Source organism: Ruegeria sp. N8, assembly GCF_056531325.1.
The window spans coordinates 362,486-379,688 of the sequence record NZ_JBQFLQ010000002.1 but is presented as its reverse complement, the minus strand read 5'-3'; the positions used below and the strand labels follow the sequence as shown (position 1 = coordinate 379,688).

At 59.5% G+C, this 17,203-nt stretch carries 21 protein-coding genes; 20 read left to right on the top strand and 1 reads right to left on the bottom strand.

The window, feature by feature from the left end; all coding sequences use genetic code 11:
• Nucleotides 1–70 precede the first annotated feature (70 nt).
• Nucleotides 71–1,234, top strand: a complete 1,164-nt coding sequence (locus ACR0C5_RS05970; RefSeq protein ID WP_170769257.1) for an isovaleryl-CoA dehydrogenase — start codon at nt 71–73, stop codon at nt 1,232–1,234.
• 44 nt (nt 1,235–1,278) lie between these two features.
• On the opposite strand, the gene ACR0C5_RS05965 is transcribed toward ACR0C5_RS05970, so the two are convergent.
• The gene (locus ACR0C5_RS05965) at nt 1,279–1,884 is read right to left on the bottom strand and encodes an OmpW/AlkL family protein (RefSeq protein ID WP_170769258.1); all 606 of its coding nucleotides are present in this window, start codon (nt 1,882–1,884) and stop codon (nt 1,279–1,281) included.
• Nucleotides 1,885–2,020: 136 nt separating this feature from the next.
• Between ACR0C5_RS05965 and ACR0C5_RS05960 the strand changes: the two genes are divergently transcribed.
• From ACR0C5_RS05960 to ACR0C5_RS05870, 19 genes are all read left to right on the top strand, one after another.
• Nucleotides 2,021–3,547: an AMP-binding protein gene (locus ACR0C5_RS05960; protein WP_480875257.1), complete on the top strand. Its 1,527-nt coding sequence runs from the start codon at nt 2,021–2,023 to the stop codon at nt 3,545–3,547.
• A gap of 493 nt (nt 3,548–4,040) precedes the next feature.
• Nucleotides 4,041–5,645, top strand: coding sequence for a carboxyl transferase domain-containing protein (locus tag ACR0C5_RS05955; protein WP_480875254.1), 1,605 nt, complete (start codon nt 4,041–4,043; stop codon nt 5,643–5,645).
• Between the two features lies 1 nt (nt 5,646).
• A complete protein-coding gene (locus ACR0C5_RS05950) occupies nt 5,647–6,069 on the top strand; it encodes an ASCH domain-containing protein (RefSeq protein ID WP_480875251.1) in 423 nt (140 codons plus the stop codon).
• Nucleotides 6,070–6,072: 3 nt separating this feature from the next.
• Nucleotides 6,073–8,001: an acetyl/propionyl/methylcrotonyl-CoA carboxylase subunit alpha gene (locus tag ACR0C5_RS05945; RefSeq protein WP_480875249.1), complete on the top strand. Its 1,929-nt coding sequence runs from the start codon at nt 6,073–6,075 to the stop codon at nt 7,999–8,001.
• A gap of 59 nt (nt 8,002–8,060) precedes the next feature.
• On the top strand, nt 8,061–8,915 hold the full coding sequence (locus ACR0C5_RS05940) for a hydroxymethylglutaryl-CoA lyase (protein WP_170769264.1): 855 nt from the start codon (nt 8,061–8,063) through the stop codon (nt 8,913–8,915).
• A gap of 3 nt (nt 8,916–8,918) precedes the next feature.
• Entirely contained in the window at nt 8,919–9,707 is a 789-nt protein-coding gene (locus tag ACR0C5_RS05935) for a crotonase/enoyl-CoA hydratase family protein (RefSeq protein WP_480875246.1), read from the top strand.
• Nucleotides 9,708–9,895: 188 nt separating this feature from the next.
• Nucleotides 9,896–10,261, top strand: a complete 366-nt coding sequence (locus tag ACR0C5_RS05930; RefSeq protein WP_050602775.1) for an NADH-quinone oxidoreductase subunit A — start codon at nt 9,896–9,898, stop codon at nt 10,259–10,261.
• On the top strand, nt 10,252–10,785 hold the full coding sequence (locus tag ACR0C5_RS05925; RefSeq protein WP_037307875.1) for a NuoB/complex I 20 kDa subunit family protein: 534 nt from the start codon (nt 10,252–10,254) through the stop codon (nt 10,783–10,785). The genes ACR0C5_RS05930 and ACR0C5_RS05925 overlap by 10 nt, the downstream gene beginning before the upstream one ends.
• Nucleotides 10,782–11,108: an antibiotic biosynthesis monooxygenase gene (locus tag ACR0C5_RS05920; RefSeq protein ID WP_170769266.1), complete on the top strand. Its 327-nt coding sequence runs from the start codon at nt 10,782–10,784 to the stop codon at nt 11,106–11,108. The genes ACR0C5_RS05925 and ACR0C5_RS05920 overlap by 4 nt, the downstream gene beginning before the upstream one ends.
• Nucleotides 11,101–11,700 (top strand): NADH-quinone oxidoreductase subunit C, encoded by a 600-nt coding sequence (locus ACR0C5_RS05915; RefSeq protein WP_480875241.1) that lies wholly within the window; start codon nt 11,101–11,103, stop codon nt 11,698–11,700. Before ACR0C5_RS05920 ends, ACR0C5_RS05915 begins: the two co-directional genes overlap by 8 nt.
• 5 nt (nt 11,701–11,705) lie before the next feature.
• A complete protein-coding gene (locus ACR0C5_RS05910) occupies nt 11,706–11,882 on the top strand; it encodes a hypothetical protein (protein ID WP_170784206.1) in 177 nt (58 codons plus the stop codon).
• A 1-nt stretch (nt 11,883) separates the two neighbouring features.
• The gene (locus ACR0C5_RS05905) at nt 11,884–12,006 is read left to right on the top strand and encodes a hypothetical protein (protein ID WP_257599041.1); all 123 of its coding nucleotides are present in this window, start codon (nt 11,884–11,886) and stop codon (nt 12,004–12,006) included.
• On the top strand, nt 12,006–13,229 hold the full coding sequence (locus ACR0C5_RS05900; RefSeq protein ID WP_170352614.1) for an NADH-quinone oxidoreductase subunit D: 1,224 nt from the start codon (nt 12,006–12,008) through the stop codon (nt 13,227–13,229). Before ACR0C5_RS05905 ends, ACR0C5_RS05900 begins: the two co-directional genes overlap by 1 nt.
• Nucleotides 13,229–14,335, top strand: coding sequence for an NADH-quinone oxidoreductase subunit NuoE (nuoE, locus tag ACR0C5_RS05895; protein ID WP_480875237.1), 1,107 nt, complete (start codon nt 13,229–13,231; stop codon nt 14,333–14,335). The genes ACR0C5_RS05900 and nuoE overlap by 1 nt, the downstream gene beginning before the upstream one ends.
• Before the next feature lie 30 nt (nt 14,336–14,365).
• A complete protein-coding gene (locus ACR0C5_RS05890) occupies nt 14,366–14,584 on the top strand; it encodes a DUF5337 domain-containing protein (RefSeq protein ID WP_480503119.1) in 219 nt (72 codons plus the stop codon).
• 12 nt (nt 14,585–14,596) lie between these two features.
• Complete coding sequence (nuoF, locus tag ACR0C5_RS05885; protein WP_170788373.1) at nt 14,597–15,895, top strand: NADH-quinone oxidoreductase subunit NuoF; 1,299 nt, start codon at nt 14,597–14,599, stop codon at nt 15,893–15,895.
• Nucleotides 15,896–15,897: 2 nt separating this feature from the next.
• Nucleotides 15,898–16,314, top strand: a complete 417-nt coding sequence (locus ACR0C5_RS05880) for an MAPEG family protein (protein ID WP_480503117.1) — start codon at nt 15,898–15,900, stop codon at nt 16,312–16,314.
• Entirely contained in the window at nt 16,314–16,697 is a 384-nt protein-coding gene (locus ACR0C5_RS05875; protein WP_480856838.1) for a hypothetical protein, read from the top strand. Before ACR0C5_RS05880 ends, ACR0C5_RS05875 begins: the two co-directional genes overlap by 1 nt.
• 98 nt (nt 16,698–16,795) lie before the next feature.
• The gene (locus tag ACR0C5_RS05870; protein WP_170769274.1) at nt 16,796–17,200 is read left to right on the top strand and encodes a DUF5333 domain-containing protein; all 405 of its coding nucleotides are present in this window, start codon (nt 16,796–16,798) and stop codon (nt 17,198–17,200) included.
• Nucleotides 17,201–17,203 lie beyond the last annotated feature (3 nt).

The window sequence follows — 17,203 nt, the reverse complement described above, 5'->3', positions numbered from 1 at the left end:
TGACGTCCGCGCTTGTCCGTGTCAAATTATTTGAACAAGTGTTCATTAATCCAGTTGGAGGAAGTCGGGGATGTTCACGGCCACAATGCAGTTCGATCTGGGTGAAGATGTGAATGCCCTGCGGGAGATGGTTCATCGCTGGGCGCAGGAGCGGGTCAAACCGAAGGCTGCCGAGGTCGACAAATCCAACGCCTTTCCCAATGACTTATGGCGCGAGATGGGTGATCTGGGGATGTTGGGTATTACCGTACCCGAGGAATATGGCGGAGCGGGGATGTCCTATCTGGCCCATACCGTCGCAGTTGAAGAGGTGGCGCGGGCTTCGGCCTCGGTCTCGTTGTCTTATGGGGCGCATTCAAATCTATGCGTCAACCAGATCAAGCTGAATGGGACGGACGAACAGAAAGCAAAATACCTGCCGCGACTTGTCTCGGGTGAACATGTTGGCGCGCTGGCCATGTCCGAGGCCGGAGCCGGATCGGATGTTGTGTCAATGAAGCTGCGCGCCGAAAAACGCAACGACCATTACCGGCTGAATGGCAGCAAATACTGGATCACCAATGGGCCGGACGCGGATACTCTGGTCGTCTATGCCAAAACCGACCCGGAGGCGGGATCGCGCGGAATCACCGCTTTTTTGATCGAGAAAGAGATGACCGGGTTTTCGACATCCCCGCATTTCGACAAGCTAGGGATGCGTGGGTCAAACACGGCCGAGCTGATCTTTGAAGATGTCGAGGTTCCGTTCGAAAACGTGTTGGGCGAGGAGGGCAAGGGCGTCGCGGTTTTGATGTCCGGTCTGGATTATGAACGCGTGGTGCTGGCCGGGATCGGCACCGGTATCATGGCTGCCTGTCTTGATGAGATCATGCCCTATCTGGCCGAGCGCAAGCAATTCGGCAAACCTATCGGGTCGTTCCAGCTGATGCAGGGCAAGATCGCCGATATGTATACAGCGATGAACTCGGCGCGGGCCTATGTCTATGAGGTCGCCAAAGCCTGTGATCGGGGGGATGTGACACGGCAGGATGCGGCGGCATGTTGCCTCTATGCGTCCGAGGCGGCGATGACGCAGGCGCATCAGGCGGTGCAGGCGATGGGCGGGGCCGGGTTCCTGTCGGATTCTGCCGTCAGCCGGATTTTCCGCGATGCGAAGCTGATGGAGATCGGTGCAGGCACCAGCGAAATCCGCAGGATGCTGATTGGCCGTGAGTTGATGAGTGAGATGTCGTGACGAAAAACGCCCCGCAACAGGATGCGGGGCGCAGAAGTGTTGGATCAGAAACGATGGACGTAGGAAACGCCAATCAGCCAGGGGTCGATCTCGGCTTCGCCGATATCGGCACCATCAAGCGACACGTCCGAGTCGATGTCGAACCAGCGCACGTTCAGACGTACGGCACCTTGTTCGGTGATGGCGTAGTCCAGACCGGCTTGCAACGCGAGTCCGACCGAGTTGTCCAGCTCAAGATCGCCCAAGGCAGAGCTTTCATCAAAGAAGATCGTGTAGTTGATGCCGGCACCGACATAGGGTTTCCAGGCGGTGCCTGTGTCGAAGTGGTAGTTCAACGACAGGGTGGGCGGCAGATGCTTGAGGCTGCCTGCGTCGACGCTGCCCCCCAGCGTGACTTCATGGCTGAACGGGGTTGCAGCCAGCAGCTCGATGCCCAGATTGTCGCGGACAAAGTATTCAACGGTGAAGATTGCGCTGACGTCGGAATCGACTTCGGCGTCCAGCCCGGCCAGCGTACCGTTATCGGATTTGGGCTCCAGATACCCCGCACCGATACCAACGGTCCAATCACCCTGGTTCTGAGCAAGAACAGGAGAAGCAAGCGCCACAAGCGCAGTGGAAAGTGTCAAAGCGGCGAGTTTTTTGGTCATGTCACGGCCTCTGAATGTTTTGATGCTTCGGTTTTGCATCAACCGACCCCTGCCAACTCTGATCTGTGTCAAGTTTCTGTGACAGTTGGGGTGCGCGCGAAAAGGAAAAATCTCTTTGAATCAGGAGGTTCAAGCCATGTGTCCCGCTAGAAACATACCAGGTATGCTGGGTGTGGGTGGCTGGGATGTGCCAGACCGACTCAATATGGCGGCGCAATGTCTGGCGCAGCCGCATGATCAGGTTGCAGTCGTTGATCTGACACGCGATGCGCGAAAGGACATAACGTTCCGGGATCTTGCGCGGATGACGGATGGCATTGGGCAGGTTTTGCAACAACGGATCAGGCCCGGTGATCGGGTCGGTGTATTGCTTAGTCAGTCGCCTTGGTGTGCGGCGGCGCATCTGGCGATCTGGAAACTGGGCGCGATCTCGGTGCCTTTGTTCAAGCTGTTCCAACGCGATGCGCTGGCGTCACGCGCGGGCGACGCCGGGGTGCAGGTTGTGCTGACGGATGCCGAGGGGCAGACGCTGCTGAGTGGGTTGGCGGATCCGCTGCGTGTCGACCAAATCGCGCCGTCGGATCAGACGCTACCCTTTGCCGATACCGGCCCCGAGGATCCGGCGGTGCTGATCTATACCTCGGGCACCACTGGCAGCCCCAAGGGCGTGCTGCACGGGCATCGGGTGCTGACCGGCCATCTGCCCGGCGTGTCGATCAGCCATAACCATCTGCGCGACGGCGATTGCCTGTGGACCCCCGCCGACTGGGCGTGGATCGGTGGGCTGTTTGACGTGCTGATGCCAGGTCTGGCGCTGGGCATTCCGGTGGTCGCTGCGCGGCTTGAGAAGTTCACGCCCGAGGCCTGCGCCGATGTGGTCGCGCGCGGCGGGGTGCGCAACGTTTTCTTTCCGCCCACCGCGCTGCGGATGTTGAAAGCGGCGGATCAGGCCATTCCCGGTCTGCGTTCGGTCGCCTCGGGCGGCGAGCCGCTGGGGGCCGAGATGCTGGCCTGGGGGCAGCGGGCGTTTGGTCTGACGATCAACGAATTCTACGGGCAGACCGAATGCAATATGGTCGTTTCCTCCTGCGCCGAGGATTTCCCCGTGCGCCCCGGTTGTATTGGCAAACCGGTGCCGGGGCATGAGGTGGCGGTGATCGACGAGGATGGCCATCCGACCGATGAAGAGGGCGACGTGGCCATCCGGCGCGGCTCGGCCTCGATGCTCTTGGAATACTGGAACCGGCCTGAGGCAACAGCTGAGAAGTATCGTGGCGACTGGCTGATCACCGGCGACCGTGGCGTGTGGGTGGGTGACTATCTGCGCTTCATGGGGCGCGATGATGACGTGATTACGTCGGCCGGATACCGGATCGGCCCCGCCGAAATCGAGGATTGCCTGCTGACCCACCCGGCAGTGGCGACCGTGGGCGTGGTCGGCAAGCCCGACAAGCTGCGGACCGAGATCGTCAAGGCCTATGTGGTGTTGAAGCCAGGGGCCGAAGCGTCGGGCACAGAGCTGCAGGAGTGGGTCAAGGCTCGTCTGGCGCAGTATTCCTACCCGCGCGAGGTGGCGTTTCTGGAGGAATTACCGATGACGGTGACGGGAAAGGTTATCCGGAAGGAATTGAAGGCGCGGGCTGCTGGGGAGACAGCTGTATGAAACTAGTCAGCCTGTTTTTAGTTACTTTGTGCTTTGCATCAAAAGCGAGTGCGCGGAGTACGGAGTCCCAATACATTGATGCTCTTGCATGGCTTGACGGATGTTCGGCTTTGTCGAGGGGCGCCCCAATCACTCAGATGCATATGGATACCAAGTGCTTTGAGTGGGGAGTTAGGCATTGCTACTATCCACCCTCTTTAAAGACGCGAATTTCTTGCAAGAATGCGTTTGTCAGGCACCTAGAAATACGATCGCATGAAATACTTGCAGAGCTCCCGAATGAGATTCCTGCTGTGAATGAGGCGGAAGCCCAGAACTACCTAAACGTTCTATCCCGATCACGCGCAAAGGTTGGGGCAAGCGATTGCACCTCAGGCGGGGAAAACGGTGCCATCCTGACTAGGTGTCACGTGAAAGCGTCGGGGCTTCGATGGGTGGAGGCTCGCAGGTTGGCTAGGTGGGCTGAGCTATCTAAACCGGAAGGTAAAGACCAATGAAGCTAGTATCCAAAGCCATGCCTACCTCTGAGGGCTACAAGGCAAACCGCACCGCCCATCTCGACGCGCTGGCGCAAATCTCAACCGCTGCAGAGGCCGCCCGAATGGGCGGCGGTGAGAAATCCCGCGCGCGGCATGAAGCCCGTGGCAAGATGCTCCCCAGACGCCGGGTGGCGAACCTGCTGGACGCGGGGTCGCCGTTTCTGGAAATCGGCGCAACGGCGGCGCATGGGATGTATGGCGACGCCGCGCCCTGTGCTGGGATGATCGCGGGGATAGGCCGAGTGCAGGGGCGTGAGGTCATGGTGGTGTGCAACGATGCCACCGTGAAGGGCGGCACCTACTATCCAATGAGCGTCAAGAAACACCTGCGGGCACAGGAGATTGCCGAGGAAAACCATCTGCCCTGCATCTATCTGGTCGATAGCGGCGGTGCGAACCTGCCCAATCAGGATGAGGTGTTCCCCGACCGCGATCACTTTGGCCGCATCTTCTATAATCAGGCTCGGATGAGCGCCAAGGGGATTGCCCAGATCGCGGTAGTGATGGGGTCGTGCACGGCAGGCGGGGCTTATGTGCCCGCGATGTCGGATGTGACGATCATCGTCAAGGAACAGGGCACGATCTTTCTGGCCGGTCCGCCTCTGGTCAAGGCCGCAACGGGCGAGGTGGTCAGCGCCGAGGATCTGGGCGGTGGTGACGTACATACGCGTCTGTCCGGCGTGGCGGACTATCTGGCCGAGGATGATGCGCATGCGCTGGCTTTGGCGCGCCGAGCCGTAGGGTCGCTGAACCTGCGCAAACCGCAGACGGTGGATTGGGCCAACCCTGAGGACCCGGCCTATGACCCAGAGGAAATCCTCGGGGTTGTGCCTGCCGATCTGCGCACGCCCTATGATATCCGCGAGGTGATTGCGCGGCTGGTCGATGGCTCGCGCTTCGATGAGTTCAAGCCGCGCTTCGGGGAAACGCTGGTAACCGGCTTTGCTCATGTTAAAGGCTGCCCGGTTGGGATCATCGCCAATAACGGCGTGCTGTTTTCCGAGGCGGCGCAGAAGGGCGCGCATTTTGTCGAGCTGTGTTCTCAGCGTCGCATCCCGCTGGTGTTCCTGCAGAACATTACCGGGTTTATGGTCGGCCGCAAATACGAGAACGAGGGCATCGCGCGGCACGGGGCCAAAATGGTGACGGCGGTGGCGACGACCTCGGTGCCGAAGGTCACAATGTTGGTGGGCGGCTCGTTCGGCGCGGGGAACTACGGCATGGCAGGGCGGGCGTATCAGCCGCGTTTTCTGTGGACCTGGCCGAATTCCCGGATTTCCGTGATGGGCGGGGAGCAGGCTGCGGGCGTTCTGGCCACCGTCAAGCGCGATGGGATCGAGCGGCAGGGCGGCACCTGGTCGACCGAGGAAGAGGCCGAATTCAAACGCCCGACCTTGGACATGTTCGAAGAGCAATCGCATCCGCTTTATGCCTCGGCGCGGCTTTGGGATGACGGCATCATCGACCCGCGCAAATCGCGCGATGTGTTGGCCTTGTCGCTGAGTGCGGCGTTGAACGCTCCGATCGAGGAGACACGCTTTGGCGTGTTCAGGATGTAAAATGGTCGATCTGGAAAAACTGAAATCCCGCTACCCCGGTGCGCAGACCTTCAAGTTTGGAGACAACGCAACGCTGAGCGCCGAGTTGTTGGCGTTGGTGCGCGCAGGAAAGAAAACCGCGACCTGCGGCGCGTTGCGGGATTACCCCGAGGACAGTGCGGACACGCCGGTTGTAGGGCGCAGGGACATCGCTTTGGAATGGGACGACCGACCGGCGCTGGTGATCGAAACGGTCGAAGTTTCGATCTGCCGCTATTGCGATGTGACCGAGGAGTTTGCGTTGGCCGAAGGCGAGAATGAGACGCTTGAGGGGTGGCGCGAAGATCACCGCCGGTACTTTGAACGAAATGGCGGGTTCGAGCCCGAGATGGAGCTGCTCTGCGAGCGGTTCCGGTTGGTCGAAGATCTGACGGTTGAGGGGTAAGTCATGTTCACCAAAATCCTGATTGCCAACCGGGGTGAGATTGCTTGTCGGGTGATCGAGACCGCCCAGAAGATGGGTGTGGCCTGCGTTGCGGTCTATTCTGATGTGGACGCCTCGGCCAAGCATGTGCAGATGGCGGACGAGGCAGTGCATATCGGTGGTGCGGCCCCGGCGGAGAGTTATCTGAAGGGCGACACGATCATTCAGGCGGCGCTCGACACCGGAGCGCAGGCGATCCATCCGGGCTACGGGTTTCTGTCTGAGAACCCGGATTTTGTGGATGCGGTCGAGGCGGCTGGGCTGACCTTTATCGGTCCCTCAGCCGAGGCGATCCGCAAGATGGGCCTCAAGGATGCTGCCAAAGTCTTGATGGAACAGGCGGGCGTGCCTGTGGTGCCGGGCTATCATGGCGACAATCAGGACCCGGAGCATTTGGCCGGTGCCGCGGACACAATCGGCTACCCTGTTCTCATCAAAGCTGTTGCAGGTGGCGGCGGAAAGGGTATGCGGCTGGTTGAACGTGCCGAAGATTTCGCAGACGCGCTGCACAGTGCGCGAGGCGAGGCGAGCACGGCCTTTGGCAACGACGCCGTTCTGGTCGAGAAATTCGTCTCCAAACCGCGCCATATCGAGGTGCAGGTTTTCGGCGACGGCACCCATGCGGTTCATCTGTTCGAACGCGATTGCTCGTTGCAGCGGCGCCACCAGAAGGTGATCGAAGAGGCTCCGGCACCCGGTATGACGGCTGAAATGCGCGAAGCGATGGGGCAGGCCGGTGTACGCGCCGCCGAGGCGATTGGCTATAAGGGCGCGGGTACGGTTGAATTCATCGTTGATGCCTCGGACGGGCTGCGGCCGGATCGGTTCTGGTTCATGGAGATGAATACCCGCCTGCAAGTGGAGCATCCCGTGACCGAGGCGATTACCGGGGTTGATCTTGTCGAATGGCAATTGCGCGTGGCCGCGGGCGAGACGCTGCCGAAACAGCAGAGTGACCTTTCTATCTCGGGTCACGCATTCGAGGCGCGGCTGTATGCCGAGGACGTGCCCAAAGGCTTTCTGCCTGCGACAGGAACGTTGACGCATCTGCATTTCCCGGCGCTCTGCCGGGCGGACAGCGGTGTGCGGGCAGGGGATACGATCAGTCCGTGGTATGACCCAATGATCGCAAAAGTCATCGTCCACGGCCCTACGCGCGACATTGCGCTGGAACAGTTACACCGTGCGTTGCGTCAGACTGAGGTCGCGGGCACTGTAACCAACCTTGCCTTTCTGGGCGCGCTGACGCGCCATCAGGGGTTCGCGTCGGGTGATGTGGATACCGGGCTGATCGGGCGTGATCTGGATGGGTTGGTTCAGACCTCGGCAACCTCAACGCGTGCTGCAGTTGCGGCGGCCATGACCGCTGCGGGTTTGGTGGACACATGCGAGGAGACTGGGTTCTCGCTGTGGGCGCCTCTGCATCGTGCTGTTCAGCTTGTGGCGGATGACGTGATTGATCTGGATGTGCAGGTCGAAGGTCCGAACCGGCAGGTCTGGCACATCGGCAACGAGACGATTCTGGCCGAACGTAGCGCGGGGAACTGGACTATCGGTGGTGCAGCTATGCCGCGCGTTTCAGTCGCTGGTTCCAAGATCACGGTATTCGAGGGTTATGGCCAGGTGTTCGAGATGATCGACCCGCTGGACCGCGATACCAGCGCCATTGGCAATACCAATGTGATCGAGGCCCCGATGCCCGGTCTGGTCAAGGCGGTCTTTGCGCAGTCTGGGCAGGCTGTGGCCGAGGGCGACCGGTTGGCCATCCTTGAGGCTATGAAGATGGAGCATTCGTTGCTGGCAGCCCGCGATGGCGTCGTGGCCGAAGTGCTGGTCGAGGCGGGCGCTCAGGTCGAGGCCGGGGCCGCACTGGTCCGGCTGGAGGAGGAATGACCTGTTCCTGCCGCCTTAGCCGTGGCACAGTTGGATCAACAGCTTAGCGGAGGAGTAAGATGGGCGATCGGGTCGAGATATTCGAAGTGGGGCCGCGCGACGGGCTGCAGAATGAACAGCGGGAAATCCCGGTAGCGGAAAAGATCGCTCTGGTGGATTGCCTCAGCCGCGCCGGGTTCAACCGGATCGAGGTGGCCAGCTTTGTCTCGCCCAAATGGGTGCCGCAGATGGCAGGTAGTGCCGAGGTGCTGGCCGGGATCAGCCGGGCCGATGGAATCCGCTATGCTGCGCTGACACCGAATATGCGTGGATATGAGGACGCGTTGGCCGCTAAAGCGGATGAGATTGCAGTGTTTGCCTCGGCGTCCGAGGGGTTCTCGAAGGCCAATATCAACGCGACGATTGCAGAATCTATCGAACGCTTTACCCCGATCCTTGAGGCCGCGCGCCATATCGATCTGCCGGTGCGGGGCTATGTGTCTTGCGTGACCGACTGCCCTTATGACGGTCCGACCGCACCTGAAAAAGTGGCCGAGGTGGCGGACAAGCTGTTTGCGCTGGGCTGCTATGAGGTCTCGCTGGGCGATACCATCGGAAAGGGGACGCCGGATACCATCGCTCATATGCTGCTGGCGGTGCGTGACAGGGTGCCGGTCACGCGGTTGGCGGGGCATTTCCATGACACCAATGGGCGCGCCATCGACAATATCGACGCTGCACTTGCGCTGGGTGTTCGCAGTTTCGATACGGCAGTTGGCGGATTGGGCGGATGCCCTTATGCGCCTGGCGCGGCTGGCAATGTCGCGACCGAAGCGGTTGTCGCTCATCTGGAACGATTGGGGTATGAGACGGGCATAGACATGGCCACAGTAGAAGAGGCCGCGCAGATGGCGCGCGCCATGCGGGCGGAGTAAGGGATGTTCGAAACGATCTCGGTTACGTCGGATGCGCGTTGTGTTGCCACTCTGACGCTGAACCGCCCAGAAAAACACAATGCCATGTCGGCGCAAATGATTTCCGAACTGACGCAGGCGGCTGCGCAGTTGGGGGCCGACGACGCAGTTCGGGTGGTCGTTCTGACCGGCGCGGGCAAAAGCTTCTGCGCCGGAGGTGATCTGGGCTGGATGCAGGCGCAGATGGCGGCTGACCCCGCAACCCGTTTCGTTGAAGCACGCAAACTGGCCGAGATGTTGCAGGCCTTGAACACGATGCCCAAACCGTTGATCGGCTTGGTGCAGGGAAACGCATTCGGAGGCGGGGTGGGGCTGGCCTCGGTCTGCGATATCGCCATTGGGGTTGATACGCTGAAGATGGGGCTGACCGAAACCCGGTTGGGTTTGATCCCGGCGACCATTGGCCCCTATGTGATCTCCCGTATGGGCGCGGCGCGTGCACGGCGCGTCTTCATGTCGGCGCGCCTCTTCGATGCCGCCGAAGCCGTTCAGCTTGGGCTGTTGGCCAAGACAGTCCCGGTAGATGATCTGGCTGATGCGGTTGAGGCCGAAGTTGCTCCCTATCTGTCCTGTGCGCCTGGCGCGGTCGCCTCGGCCAAGGCGCTGGTGCGTGATCTGGGACCGCGGATTGACGACACCGTGATCGACCAGACCATCCGCGCCTTGGTGGACCGGTGGGAAACCGATGAAGCGCAGGAGGGAATCGCCGCTTTTTTCGAGAAACGAAAAGCTGCATGGATTGAAAAGGTTTAGCTGATAGTCCCAATCCAGCGGGGCGGGGAATCGCCGTGGTGAACCAACCCGTATTGGCAAGCGGATATTTCACGCCCTGCGCGTTTGTGTTCGGTTGACCCTCTGACCCCGCAGGGATAGAGAATGTCCAGTCAACACGCCAATTGACGGCGCACCCTTTGGGGGTATGCGCAGGAAAGGAGCTATTCGTGGAAGACCTGCTGCGGGAGTACCTCCCGATTCTGGTGTTTCTGGCCGTTGCCGTAGGCCTTGGGATCGTCCTGATTCTGGCCGCTGTGGTTTTGGCTGTCCGTAATCCCGACCCTGAAAAGGTCAGCGCATATGAATGTGGCTTCAACGCCTTTGACGATGCGCGGATGAAGTTCGATGTCCGGTTCTACCTAGTCTCGATCCTATTCATCATCTTCGATCTAGAAATCGCCTTCCTGTTCCCCTGGGCCGTTGGCTTCAAAGACATCAGCGATGTGGGATTCTGGTCCATGATGGTGTTCCTTGGCGTTCTGACCATCGGCTTTGCCTATGAATGGAAGAAAGGGGCCCTGGAATGGGAGTGATGACGGGTGCAAACACCGCTGGCGTCGACAAGGAAGTCGCCACCCAGGCCCTGAATGCGGAACTGCAGGACAAAGGGTTTCTGCTGACCTCGACCGAGGACATCATTAACTGGGCGCGTACCGGATCTTTGCACTGGATGACCTTCGGTCTGGCATGCTGCGCGGTTGAGATGATGCATACCTCGATGCCGCGCTATGATGCGGAACGGTTCGGCATCGCCCCGCGTGCGTCCCCACGTCAGTCGGACGTGATGATTGTAGCCGGAACCCTGACAAACAAGATGGCCCCGGCGCTGCGCAAGGTCTATGACCAGATGCCCGAGCCGCGCTATGTGATCTCGATGGGCTCTTGCGCCAATGGCGGTGGCTATTACCACTATTCCTATTCGGTCGTGCGCGGCTGTGACCGCATCGTCCCCGTAGATATCTACGTTCCCGGCTGCCCTCCGACCGCCGAGGCGCTGCTGTACGGCCTGATGCAGCTGCAACGCAAAATTCGCCGCACGGGGACGATTGTCCGATGAGTGCTGCTGTCGTCAGGCGCTGGGAAGCCGTTGTCGCTCGGGAGGATGTTCCGGGCTGGGTTGAGACATTTCGTACCCGTGCTTTGCCCGGAATGCGCACCCTGAACGGGTTCCTGTCAGTTTCCTTCTTGGTCAGACGCGAGCAGGACCCTTGCCACATCGTCGTGCTGACAAAATGGCGCGATATGGCGGCTATTGTGGCTTACGCTGGCCAAAACGCCGAAAAGACGGTCATGCCTGATTTTATGGCGAAGTTTTTCAAGTCATACGATGCCGAAGCAACGTTTTATGACGAAGTTCTTCAGGAGGGACGCGATGAGTGACGCGCTCAAAGAACTCGGCGCGCAGCTTGAGCTGAAGCGGGCCGATTGTGTTCTGTTCTGGGATGTGACCCATGGCGAACTGAACGTGGATGTGGCCCCGTCGAATCTTGTGGAATTCGTGGAGTTCCTGCGGACGGACCAGAACTGCAAATTCTCGTCTCTGGTTGATATCACCGGCGTCGATTACCCCGAGCGGGCCAAGCGGTTCGATGTGGTTTATCACTTCTTGTCGATGTATCAGAACCAGCGCATTCGCCTTCGGGTTTCGGTGCGCGAAGAGGATATGGTGCCTTCAATCGTGGATATTCACCCCTCGGCCAACTGGTTCGAACGTGAGGTGTTCGACATGTTCGGCATCCTGTTCTCGGGTCACCCCGACCTGCGGCGGATCCTGACTGACTATGGTTTTCGCGGCTATCCGCTGCGCAAGGATTTCCCGACGACGGGCTATACCGAGGTTCGCTATGACGAGGCTGAAAAGCGTGTCGTATACGAACCGGTTAGCCTAGTGCAGGAATACCGGCAATTCGATTTCATGTCCCCTTGGGAAGGTGCGAATTACATCCTACCAGGGGATGAAAAACAGGAGTAGCCATCATGTTTGAGTTCCTGATCTGGATAGTTCTGGTGGTCGTAACGATCGTACCGATGATCAAGCTGCTGCCGCATTTCGGGATCAACAAGAACTGGGCGTTTGCCTGCGTTATCTCTCCGGCTGTGATTGTCCTGTTGTGGATGATGGCCATGAAACTGCAAGAGATGGAGCGACGCTGACATGATGGGCGAACTGATCATTTTGGGCGCTTTGGGCGTCTTGCTTGCAGGGGCTGCAGCCAAGGCGGCTGAGGCCGAAAAGGTCCGCGTTCGGGCCGAGGCAAAGAAGAAACGAGGGCGTTGATGGACGGCTCAAGATACGATGACGGCAGCACGGACGCGCTGAGCGGAGAACAGAAGATCCGCAACTTCAACATTAACTTCGGTCCGCAACACCCAGCAGCGCACGGAGTTTTGCGCCTTGTGCTTGAGCTGGACGGCGAGATTGTCGAACGCTGCGACCCGCATATCGGTCTGCTGCACCGTGGCACCGAAAAGCTGATGGAAAGCCGGACGTATCTGCAAAACCTGCCGTATTTCGACCGTCTGGACTACGTGGCGCCGATGAACCAGGAACATGCCTGGTGTCTGGCCATTGAAAAACTAACCGGGGTTGAGGTGCCGCGCCGGGGTTCGCTGATCCGGGTTTTGTATTCCGAGATCGGGCGCATCCTGAACCACCTGCTGAACGTGACCACGCAGGCGATGGACGTTGGCGCGCTGACGCCGCCGCTCTGGGGGTTTGAAGAACGCGAAAAGCTGATGGTGTTCTATGAGCGCGCCTGTGGTGCCCGCTTGCACGCCGCCTATTTTCGACCCGGGGGCGTCCATCAGGACCTGCCGCCGGAATTGCTGGATGATATCGAGGCGTGGAGCCACGAATTCCCCGCCGTTCTGGACGACATCGACGGTCTGTTGACCGAAAACCGCATCTTCAAACAGCGCAACGCCGATATTGGCGTCGTGACCGAGGATGACATTCAGAAATACGGCTTCTCGGGTGTGATGGTGCGCGGGTCGGGCTTGGCCTGGGATCTGCGCCGCGCGCAGCCTTACGAATGCTATGACGAGTTCGAATTCCAGATTCCAGTCGGCAAGAATGGCGACTGCTATGATCGCTATCTGGTGCGGATGGAAGAGATGCGTCAGTCGCTGTTGATCATCCGTCAGGCCATCGCCAAAATCCGCGAATGCCCCGGTGACGTGCTGGCACGCGGAAAGATCACCCCGCCGAAACGCTCGGACATGAAGACCTCGATGGAGAGCCTGATCCATCACTTCAAGCTTTATACCGAGGGCTTCCACGTCCCTGCAGGCGAGGTCTATGCCGCCGTCGAAGCCCCTAAAGGTGAGTTCGGCGTCTATCTGGTGGCCGACGGCACCAACAAACCCTACCGCGCCAAACTGCGCGCGCCGGGCTTCCTGCACCTGCAAGCCATGGACCACGTCGCCGGAGGGCACCAACTGGCCGACGTCGCCGCCATCATCGGCACCATGGATGTCGTATTTGGAGAGATTGACCGCTAATGCTCCGCCGTCTTCACCCCGAACAACCCGATGCTTTCGCCTTCACTGCTGCCAACCAGCAATGGGCCGAAGCACAGATCACCAAATACCCCGAGGGTCGCCAGGCCAGCGCGGTGATCCCGCTGCTGTGGCGCGCGCAAGAGCAGGAGGGGTGGCTGTCCCGTCCGGCGATTGAATCCGTCGCCGACATGCTGGGCATGGCTTATATCCGCGTGCTTGAGGTCGCCTCGTTCTATTTCATGTTCCAACTGCAACCGGTTGGATCGGTGGCGCATATTCAGGTATGCGGCACGACGTCCTGCATGATCTGCGGGGCCGAGGACCTGATCGCGGTTTGCAAGGAAAAGATCGCGGCCAAGCCGCACGCGCTGTCCGCCGATGGCAAGCTGAGCTGGGAAGAGGTTGAATGCCTCGGCTCTTGCACTAACGCGCCGATGGCGCAGATCGGCAAGGATTACTACGAAGACCTGACCGCAGAGAGCTTTGGCAAGATCATCGATGATCTGGTGGCGGGCAAGGTTCCGACTCCGGGTCCGCAGAATGGTCGCTATGCAGCGGAGCCGCTCAGCGGCCTCAGCAGCCTGGTGGAATACGAGACGGGCAAGCCTGAACACAATGCCAGTGTTGAACTGGCGACTGATTTGAGCGACACCGTCAAGCGCATCGACGGGACCGAGGTTCCGATCCTGACCCCGTGGTTGGGCAAGGATGGCAAGACGGCGGCAAGCAAATCGGCCCCGAAACCTCCGAAGGAAGGCGCGACGCCGAAACCTGCCGTGAAGCAGGCTGAAGAGGCGAAGGCCAAAGCGGCGGATGAGGACCAGCCCGAAACGCTAACCGCAGCGCGCGGTGGCAAGGCCGATGATCTGAAGATGCTGAAAGGTGTCGGGCCGAAGCTGGAAGAAAAGCTGAACGATCTGGGCATATACCACTATGACCAGATCGCGAAATGGACTGCTGGGAATATCGCTTGGGTGGACGCTCGGTTGAAGTTCAGGGGGCGGATTGAACGCGATGGCTGGGTTGCGCAAGCAACCAGTCTGGCTGCGGGGGAAGAGACCGATTTTGCCAAACGTGCCAAGGAAGATGGCACTTACGAGGACTAAGCGGGTGCCCATCCGGGGCATCAGGATGAGATGGACAAAGACAAGGAACAGGCTATAGCCCGAAAGGGCCGTCACATCGGCATTGTCATCGCTGCGACGATGGTGCTGTGGCTTGCCATGTCTTTTGTCGGTCCGCAGTTGGGGCTGCCGGGCCGTTATGCGCTGCTGTTTGATTTTGCCGCTCTGGCAGGATTCATCTATGCGGGCATCAACATTTTTCAACTCTGGCGCATGCGCCAGGATAGCTGAAGGTAACACGCGATGCTGAAGGATCAGGACCGGATCTTTACCAACATCTATGGGATGCATGAGCGCACATTGCGGGGCGCACAGGCGCGCGGGCATTGGGACGGCACGGCGGGCCTGATCGATAAAGGCCGCGACTGGATCATCCAGACGATGAAGGACTCGGGCCTGCGGGGGCGTGGCGGGGCGGGCTTTCCGACAGGTCTGAAATGGTCGTTCATGCCCAAGGAAAGCGACGGTCGTCCGGCCTATCTGGTTGTGAATGCGGATGAATCCGAGCCCGGCACCTGCAAAGACCGAGAGATCATGCGCCATGATCCGCACACGCTGATCGAGGGTTGTCTGATCGCCTCTTTCGCGATGAATGCACATACTTGCTACATCTATCTGCGCGGCGAATACATTCGCGAGCGTGAGGCGCTGCAGGCGGCGATTGATGAAGCCTACGACGCTGGTCTGCTGGGCAAGAACGCCGCCGGTTCGGGCTGGGATTTCGACCTGTTCCTGCATCACGGGGCCGGGGCCTATATCTGTGGTGAGGAAACCGCCCTGATCGAAAGCCTTGAGGGCAAGAAGGGCATGCCGCGGATGAAACCTCCGTTCCCGGCGGGCGCAGGCCTCTATGGCTGCCCAACGACCGTGAACAATGTGGAATCGATTGCCGTTGTGCCGACGATCCTGCGCCGAGGCGCGGATTGGTTTGCGGGCTTTGGCCGTCAGAACAACGCGGGCACCAAGCTTTTTGCGATCTCGGGCCATGTGAACAATCCCTGCGTGGTCGAAGAGGCGATGTCGATCTCGTTTGAGGAACTGATTGAGACCCATTGCGGCGGTATTCGCGGCGGCTGGGATAATTTGCTGGCGGTGATTCCGGGTGGCTCGTCTGTTCCTTGCGTGCGCGGTGAAAACATGCGCGACGCGATCATGGATTTCGATTACCTGCGCAACGACCTGGGCTCGGGCCTGGGAACGGCGGCGGTGATCGTGATGGACAAATCCACCGATATCATCAAGGCAATCTGGCGGCTGTCGAAGTTCTACAAGCACGAAAGCTGTGGCCAGTGTACGCCGTGCCGCGAAGGCACCGGCTGGATGATGCGCGTGATGGATCGTCTGGTGCGCGGTGAGGCTGAGCTGGAAGAGATCGACATGCTGTTCGATGTGACCAAACAGGTCGAAGGTCACACAATCTGCGCCTTGGGCGACGCGGCTGCTTGGCCGATCCAGGGTCTGATCCGCAATTTCCGCGAAGAGATCGAGGATCGCATCAAAGCGCAAAAATCCGGTCGCAGCGGCGCGATGGCGGCGGAATAACCATGGACGTCTTCGCAGAATACGACCACGCAATTGCCTCGGTAGTGGTTTTCACCCTGGTGGTGCTTTTCATGGCTCCGTTCACGGCACTGGCAAAGACGGCCAAGGGGCTGGCACCGGGGGCTACACCGTCGCAAGACTATGCAGATAAGGCCTATCGACTGAACCGAGCCTATTTGAACGGGACGGAAACCCTGCCTGCTTTTGCAGCGGTGGTTGTGGCAGCGGTTCTGATGGGGGTCAGCCCGCTCTGGGTGAACCTACTGGCGTCGATCGCACTGGTTGCGCGACTTGCGATGTTGGTCGTGCATATTCGTGGAATCGGAAAGCCAAACAGTGGGTTGCGTTCGGTTCTTTATGTGTTGGGGTGGGTCTGCATGTTCGTGACGGGCCTGATGGCACTGGTGGCGGCGTTCTGATGCAGCAGGTAGATTTTTCATCTGTAAGAAAACGCGCGCGCCCCCCCTTGGGTTTTGCGATCATCGCTTTGATGCTGGTGCCGGCCTGCGGCGTTATCACGCCGTCCTCACAGCGTGTGGCCTTTGACGGTCACTTCTTCAAAACCAAGGTCAAGCAGGTGGACAAAAAGGCCTCGCCTACGGATTTTACCGTCCTGGTAAACGACGTCTCGACCTCGCTGGATGGCGCGCGCGCGGCAGCACAGCATGAGGCTATCAAGTTCTGCATTGCCAATTTTGGCTCGTCCCGTATCGACTGGGCCGTGGGGCCGTTTACAGAGACGGAAAAACTGCGCATCAGCGATGACAAGATCACCTTTATCGGGCGGTGCCGTCGTCCATGACGCGATTTTCCGCATATCACGCAGGGTTGCGCGACGTGTTATTGCATAGCGCAGCGCACACCGGTCGTCTTGGGTTTCCCAAGACGAAAGGATCTGTGATGTCTGGAATGAAGATGCTGACCTTGGCCGCCGTGCTGACCCTGCCGGTCTCAGCGGATGCCAAACCGCCTTTGCGCGAGGTCAAAGAGATCGACGATCAGCTTTACTATATCGCGATCGCAAATGAGATTTCCGAGATTTGCCCCACCGTCAGTGGGCGACGGCTCAAGGCGATTGGCGTGTTGTGGGATCTTCGGTCGAAAGCGAACAAACTGGGGTACTCGGACAAGGAAATCCGGGCGTATATCGAATCCGATGCTGAAAAAGACCGGATGCGCGCCAAGGGCGAGGCGTATCTGGCGCAGCAGGGGGTGACGTATGACTCTCCTGAAACATTCTGCTCGTTGGGGCAGAAGGAAATCGAAAGAAACAGCGCCATTGGCGTTTATTTGAGGGCGAACTAGACC

Bases quoted from the DNA above. Each gene is read 5' to 3' on its own strand.
- ACR0C5_RS05970 (WP_170769257.1), top strand. From the start codon at position 71: ATGTTCACGGCCACAATGCAGTTCGATCTGGGTGAAGATGTGAATGCC.
- ACR0C5_RS05965 (WP_170769258.1), bottom strand. From the start codon at position 1,884: ATGACCAAAAAACTCGCCGCTTTGACACTTTCCACTGCGCTTGTGGCG.
- ACR0C5_RS05960 (WP_480875257.1), top strand. From the start codon at position 2,021: ATGTGTCCCGCTAGAAACATACCAGGTATGCTGGGTGTGGGTGGCTGG.
- ACR0C5_RS05955 (WP_480875254.1), top strand. From the start codon at position 4,041: ATGAAGCTAGTATCCAAAGCCATGCCTACCTCTGAGGGCTACAAGGCA.
- ACR0C5_RS05950 (WP_480875251.1), top strand. From the start codon at position 5,647: ATGGTCGATCTGGAAAAACTGAAATCCCGCTACCCCGGTGCGCAGACC.
- ACR0C5_RS05945 (WP_480875249.1), top strand. From the start codon at position 6,073: ATGTTCACCAAAATCCTGATTGCCAACCGGGGTGAGATTGCTTGTCGG.
- ACR0C5_RS05940 (WP_170769264.1), top strand. From the start codon at position 8,061: ATGGGCGATCGGGTCGAGATATTCGAAGTGGGGCCGCGCGACGGGCTG.
- ACR0C5_RS05935 (WP_480875246.1), top strand. From the start codon at position 8,919: ATGTTCGAAACGATCTCGGTTACGTCGGATGCGCGTTGTGTTGCCACT.
- ACR0C5_RS05925 (WP_037307875.1), top strand. From the start codon at position 10,252: ATGGGAGTGATGACGGGTGCAAACACCGCTGGCGTCGACAAGGAAGTC.
- ACR0C5_RS05920 (WP_170769266.1), top strand. From the start codon at position 10,782: ATGAGTGCTGCTGTCGTCAGGCGCTGGGAAGCCGTTGTCGCTCGGGAG.
- ACR0C5_RS05915 (WP_480875241.1), top strand. From the start codon at position 11,101: ATGAGTGACGCGCTCAAAGAACTCGGCGCGCAGCTTGAGCTGAAGCGG.
- ACR0C5_RS05910 (WP_170784206.1), top strand. From the start codon at position 11,706: ATGTTTGAGTTCCTGATCTGGATAGTTCTGGTGGTCGTAACGATCGTA.
- ACR0C5_RS05905 (WP_257599041.1), top strand. From the start codon at position 11,884: ATGATGGGCGAACTGATCATTTTGGGCGCTTTGGGCGTCTTGCTTGCA.
- ACR0C5_RS05900 (WP_170352614.1), top strand. From the start codon at position 12,006: ATGGACGGCTCAAGATACGATGACGGCAGCACGGACGCGCTGAGCGGA.
- nuoE (WP_480875237.1), top strand. From the start codon at position 13,229: ATGCTCCGCCGTCTTCACCCCGAACAACCCGATGCTTTCGCCTTCACT.
- ACR0C5_RS05890 (WP_480503119.1), top strand. From the start codon at position 14,366: ATGGACAAAGACAAGGAACAGGCTATAGCCCGAAAGGGCCGTCACATC.
- nuoF (WP_170788373.1), top strand. From the start codon at position 14,597: ATGCTGAAGGATCAGGACCGGATCTTTACCAACATCTATGGGATGCAT.
- ACR0C5_RS05880 (WP_480503117.1), top strand. From the start codon at position 15,898: ATGGACGTCTTCGCAGAATACGACCACGCAATTGCCTCGGTAGTGGTT.
- ACR0C5_RS05875 (WP_480856838.1), top strand. From the start codon at position 16,314: ATGCAGCAGGTAGATTTTTCATCTGTAAGAAAACGCGCGCGCCCCCCC.
- ACR0C5_RS05870 (WP_170769274.1), top strand. From the start codon at position 16,796: ATGTCTGGAATGAAGATGCTGACCTTGGCCGCCGTGCTGACCCTGCCG.